General features: G+C 52.1%; 5 protein-coding genes. 4 read left to right on the forward strand and 1 reads right to left on the reverse strand.

All coding sequences use genetic code 11. The features are described 5' to 3' along the window. Positions 1–227: hypothetical protein (locus QNK41_RS06075; protein ID WP_319254799.1), on the reverse strand; the 227-nt coding region annotated here is incomplete at its 3' end. Between QNK41_RS06075 and lysS the strand changes: the two genes are divergently transcribed. From lysS to QNK41_RS06095, 4 genes are all read left to right on the forward strand, one after another. Continuing rightward, the gene (gene lysS / locus QNK41_RS06080; protein ID WP_319254801.1) at positions 226–1,725 is read left to right on the forward strand and encodes a lysine--tRNA ligase; all 1,500 of its coding nucleotides are present in this window, start codon (positions 226–228) and stop codon (positions 1,723–1,725) included. The two genes, QNK41_RS06075 and lysS, sit on opposite strands and share 2 nt — an antisense overlap. 32 nt (positions 1,726–1,757) lie before the next feature. Next, entirely contained in the window at positions 1,758–3,137 is a 1,380-nt protein-coding gene (locus QNK41_RS06085; protein WP_319254803.1) for a lipoprotein-releasing ABC transporter permease subunit, read from the forward strand. Continuing rightward, a complete protein-coding gene (locus tag QNK41_RS06090; RefSeq protein WP_319254805.1) occupies positions 3,130–3,867 on the forward strand; it encodes an ABC transporter ATP-binding protein in 738 nt (245 codons plus the stop codon). Before QNK41_RS06085 ends, QNK41_RS06090 begins: the two co-directional genes overlap by 8 nt. A 149-nt stretch (positions 3,868–4,016) precedes the next feature. Then, the coding region (locus QNK41_RS06095; protein WP_319254807.1) for a POTRA domain-containing protein at positions 4,017–4,673 on the forward strand (657 nt) is incomplete at its 3' end.

Here is a 4,673-nt window from a genome sequence, read left to right on the forward strand (position 1 = left end):
CCCCTGTTTAACCACTCGCCGCGAATCGCCAGCAAGGCCCTATCCTTGACACCACCCACCAAATAAGATAGCAGAAGTGGTTTACCATTTTTCGGTGGGGCGCTCGTCACGGGATCAAACAAACACCGATGAAAGATGCTCCCCATGAAAGAGAAATCGACAGAAGCCGAACGGCATCCACCAATTAGAAAAATAGATTCGGAACCAATATCAATCGGGGTTATCATGGACAACGCCAAAGACTTGCTGAGCAAGCGAAAAGAAAAAGCAGCCGGCCTAAGGGCGGACGGAGTCAATCTGTTCCCTAACGGCTTGGCCGTCAGCCACACCGTCAGGGATGTCCAGGGCCATCTTCAACACCTTTCGGATGATCAGCAAGAGGATTCTTCTCAGTTCAGCGTGGCTGGACGGATGATGGCCATTAACCGTTTCGGAAAATCCGCCTTCGTCCGGTTCAAAGACCGAACCGGCCTCATGCAGGCCTATGTGCGCAAGGACAGGGTGGGGGATCAGCCATACGACCTGTTTAAACGTCTTGACGTCGGTGATTTCGTTGAGATTGCGGGCACCCTGTTTCGCACCAAAACCGGCGAATGGTCCATTCTTGCCACCCGGATTCATCTTGTCTGCAAGTCCACCAGACCGCTTCCTGAGAAGTTTCATGGACTTAAAGATCCGGAAAAGCGTTACCGACAGCGCTACATTGATTTGATCATGAACCCGGATGTTCAGGATATTTTTATCAAACGCAGCCAGACCATCCAGGCCATGCGAACCTTTTTCCTGTCCCGGGATTTTCTGGAAGTCGAAACGCCCATGATGCAACCGATCCCGGGAGGTGCCGAGGCCACTCCCTTTAAAACCCACCACAATGCACTGAACATGGACCTTTATCTGCGCATCGCTCCGGAACTTTATCTCAAACGCCTTGTGGTCGGCGGGTTTGAACGGGTTTTTGAAATCAACCGTAACTTCAGAAACGAGGGTGTTTCCACCCAGCACAACCCGGAGTTCACCATGGTTGAGTTTTACCAGGCCTATGCCACGCATGAAGATTTAATGGACCTCACACAACAGATGTTTGCGCAAATCGCTCAAACGATAACCGGCGGCACCGTCATTAACTATCAGGGCAATGAAATCGAATTGGGGGGCACGTGGAAACGGATTTCCCTGTTTGACTCACTGGAGCAGATCGGCGGAGTCGATCCGTCCTTGCTAAACGACAAAGATCGGTTGCTTGAATTTGCCGAGGCACAGGGCATTACGGTCACAAAAACCGGTCGGTTGGGAAAAGTGATCACCAAGCTGTTCGATTCCCTTGTTGAACCCAGGTTGATCCAGCCGACCTTTATTACCGGCTACCCGGCGGAAGTCTCGCCGCTGGCCAGAAGAAGCGACGCCCATCCGGACCTGACCGAGCGGTTTGAATTGTTCATCGCCGGCCGGGAAATCGCCAATGGATTTTCCGAACTCAACGACCCGGAAGACCAGCGGGGAAGATTTCTGCAGCAGGTGGAAGATCGAAAAGCCGGCGACAACGAAGCCCACTTCATGGATGACGATTATATTGAGGCCTTGGAGTATGGCATGCCGCCAACAGCCGGTGAGGGCATTGGTATCGATCGTCTGGTAATGTTGTTGACCGATGCCCCGTCCATCCGAGAGGTCATCCTGTTCCCCCACATGAAGCCGCGGACAGGGGTTTCAAAAACGGACAATTGATCCATTTTCAGTAGAATCGGGTAAAAACGGTCGTGGAGAGCATTGGAGCCTCGCCGCGGCAAGCCGCAGGGGATGTTCTGCCTAAAACGGCAGTGCTGCGCTGCACCTTAAGGATGAAAATCGATTTCCAGTTCGCTCGCTATCGCGGTTCAAACTCAGCCATCACCGGGAATGCCATGTCATTTGTGACATTTGTATCAGGGCGTTATCTCAGGACCCGCCAGAAGCGGGCCTTTATCTCGCTGATCACCGTGCTTTCCATTTCCGGGGTCACCGTGGGGGTAATGGCACTGATCGTGGTCATCGCTGTCATGGCCGGGTTTGAAAACGATCTCAAATCGCGGATCATGGGAATCCGTCCACACCTGGTGCTCAACAAAAAGCAGGGGGTCTTTAGCGACTACAAGCAGATTCTGACAAGGATGAAACCGATTGAAGAAATCCAAACCGCATCGGCCTTTATAACCACTCAGGTGGTCCTTCGTACGACAACAAGGGCGGCCGGCGCTATTTTGAAAGCTATTGAGGCCGCCCAGGGAAAAATCAGCATCGACAGCGTGGATACCAGCCGGTTGCTGACGCGCGCTCTCGCGAAAGAGGCATCAGGCGGAAAACATCGACTGCCCGGCATCATTTTGGGCAAAGAACTGGCAGCCAGCCTGGGTGTGATCCGCGGTGACACGGTATACATGATCTCGCCACGGGGAATGCTTTCACCGGTCGGCCATATCCCCGCCATGATTAAATTTGAGGTGGCCGACCTGTTCGAATCCGGGATGTATGAATTTGATGGGACGCTTGCTTTCGTCGATCTGAAGCAGGCCCAGAAGATTCTCCGAATGCCCACATCTGTCAGTGGCATCGAGATTCGCCTCCAGGATATGGATCGGGTCAAAGCGGTTTCCAAGGCGATTGAACGGGTGGTGGGCAGTGGCTACGCCATAGAGAACTGGAAGCAGATGAACCGCAACCTGTTTTCAGCCCTTCGGCTGGAAAAAACCGTCATGTTCATCATCCTTGCCCTTATCGTTCTGGTTGCCGCATTCAATATTGCAGGATCTCTGGTCATGATGGTTATGGAAAAACGAAAGGATATCGCCATTCTAAAAGCCATGGGTGCCACAGCCAGGTCCATCGGCCGAATCTTTGTCATCAAAGGCCTGATGATCGGCTTGGTGGGCACGGTGCTGGGGACATCCGCAGGGTTGATGGTGTGTACCCTTTTAAAGCGCTATTCCTTTATTCAGCTACCGGCAGATATATACTATATCAATACGTTGCCTGTTAATCTGAAGATATCGGACGTCCTGTTGATTGCACTGTGTGCACTGATCATCTGCTTTGCGGCAACCCTTTATCCGGCCCGTCAGGCAGCCGGCATCGATCCGGTCGAGGCCATCCGTCATGGATAACAACAACGAAGGGAAAAAACGGGTGGAAATAAGCGACCAACCTCCACCCGGAACCCCCTTGATTCAGGCTTCAGGAATCAGCAAAATCTATAACCACAGTGGGGCCCGTATCGTGGTAATCAGCCAGTTGGCCTTTAAACTCGATCTCGGGGAAACAATAGGCATCGTGGGGGCATCGGGCATCGGCAAATCCACCCTCCTTCACATTCTCGGAACGTTGGACAGACCGGATACCGGCATTCTGGAATATTCGGGAAAAGATGTACTGATGTTGGATGATAGCCGACTGGCCCGTTTTCGCAATCGGGCTATTGGTTTCGTATTTCAGTTTCACCATCTGTTACCCGAATTTTCGGCTCTGGAGAACGCCATGATGCCGGCTTTGATCGGCGGTGCAGGAAAAAAAACGGCAACGGAGGCTGCCGAGGCGATCCTGGTTCGGGTTGGCCTGAAAGATCGGTTCACCCATCGGGCCAGGGAATTATCCGGCGGCGAGCAGCAACGCGTGGCCCTGGCCCGGGCGCTAGTGCTGCGACCGGCCATTCTTCTTGCAGATGAACCAACGGGTAATCTGGATCGAAAAAATAGTGACCACATCCACACCCTGCTGATGGAATTGAACCAGGAAATGGGAATGGCGTTGGTTGTGGTCACCCATAACATGGAGCTTGCGGCGTTGGTGTCCCGGCGGGTAACCATCGCCAACGGAGCACTACAAGAATTTCTTTAATTTTTAGGGTGTTGCGTTCCTTTGCATGCGAGGAATGAAGACCTTCAAAAGCGACCTTGTGGTTGCCGATGATAAGCTATTTTTTAAACACCAACTGATTCCGGTACGATTTAAATGGTGATGAGACCGCTATTGATCAGGGGGATTTGATGTTGAGGCGATATATTCCAGTGCTGTTTTTTTCCCTTTTCCTCATCACCCACACCGCCGCTGCCATTGAAACGGTTCATGTGTTGGTGTTGCCTTTTGAAATTCATGCCAGTCAGAGCCTCTCCTACCTGACCGAAGACATACCGAAAGTCATTAAGGAGCACTTGCAAACAGAAGGTGCGGTTCCTGTTGAAATTGATCAGGCGCAAGCCGCCGCCGCTTTAGCGGTCACATCCGATGTAGACACCTTGAAGCAATTTGGCCTGAACATCGGGGCAGACAGTGTGATCTGGGGAAGCATGACACGAATCGGCAACGACATCAGTTTAGACATCAACATGGTGGAAACGGTAGGCACTAAACCGGTGTTCTCCGTTTATGAGTCAGGCTCGGGCATGGAAAACCTGAGGGCTGTCGCCAAGAAATCGGCAGAAAAACTGGCCAGACAGCTGTTTCGTCGAGAACTCATTACTGGCGTGCGGGTCACAGGCAATAAAAGGATCGAAGCGGATGCCATCGAACGGGTGATCCGGGTAAAAACAGGCGATGTGCTGCGTGCCGGCGAGCTTTCCAAAGACTTGAAAAATATCTACAAAATGGGTTATTTTGAGGATATTCGCGTTGAAGCTGAAGAGAGCGAAGGCGGGAAATTGATC

The sequence above is a fragment of the Desulfosarcina sp. genome, from assembly GCF_033791525.1.
Lineage (GTDB): Bacteria > Desulfobacterota > Desulfobacteria > Desulfobacterales > Desulfosarcinaceae > Desulfosarcina.

Bases quoted from the DNA above. Each gene is read 5' to 3' on its own strand.
- lysS (WP_319254801.1), top strand. From the start codon at position 226: ATGGACAACGCCAAAGACTTGCTGAGCAAGCGAAAAGAAAAAGCAGCC.
- QNK41_RS06090 (WP_319254805.1), top strand. From the start codon at position 3,130: ATGGATAACAACAACGAAGGGAAAAAACGGGTGGAAATAAGCGACCAA.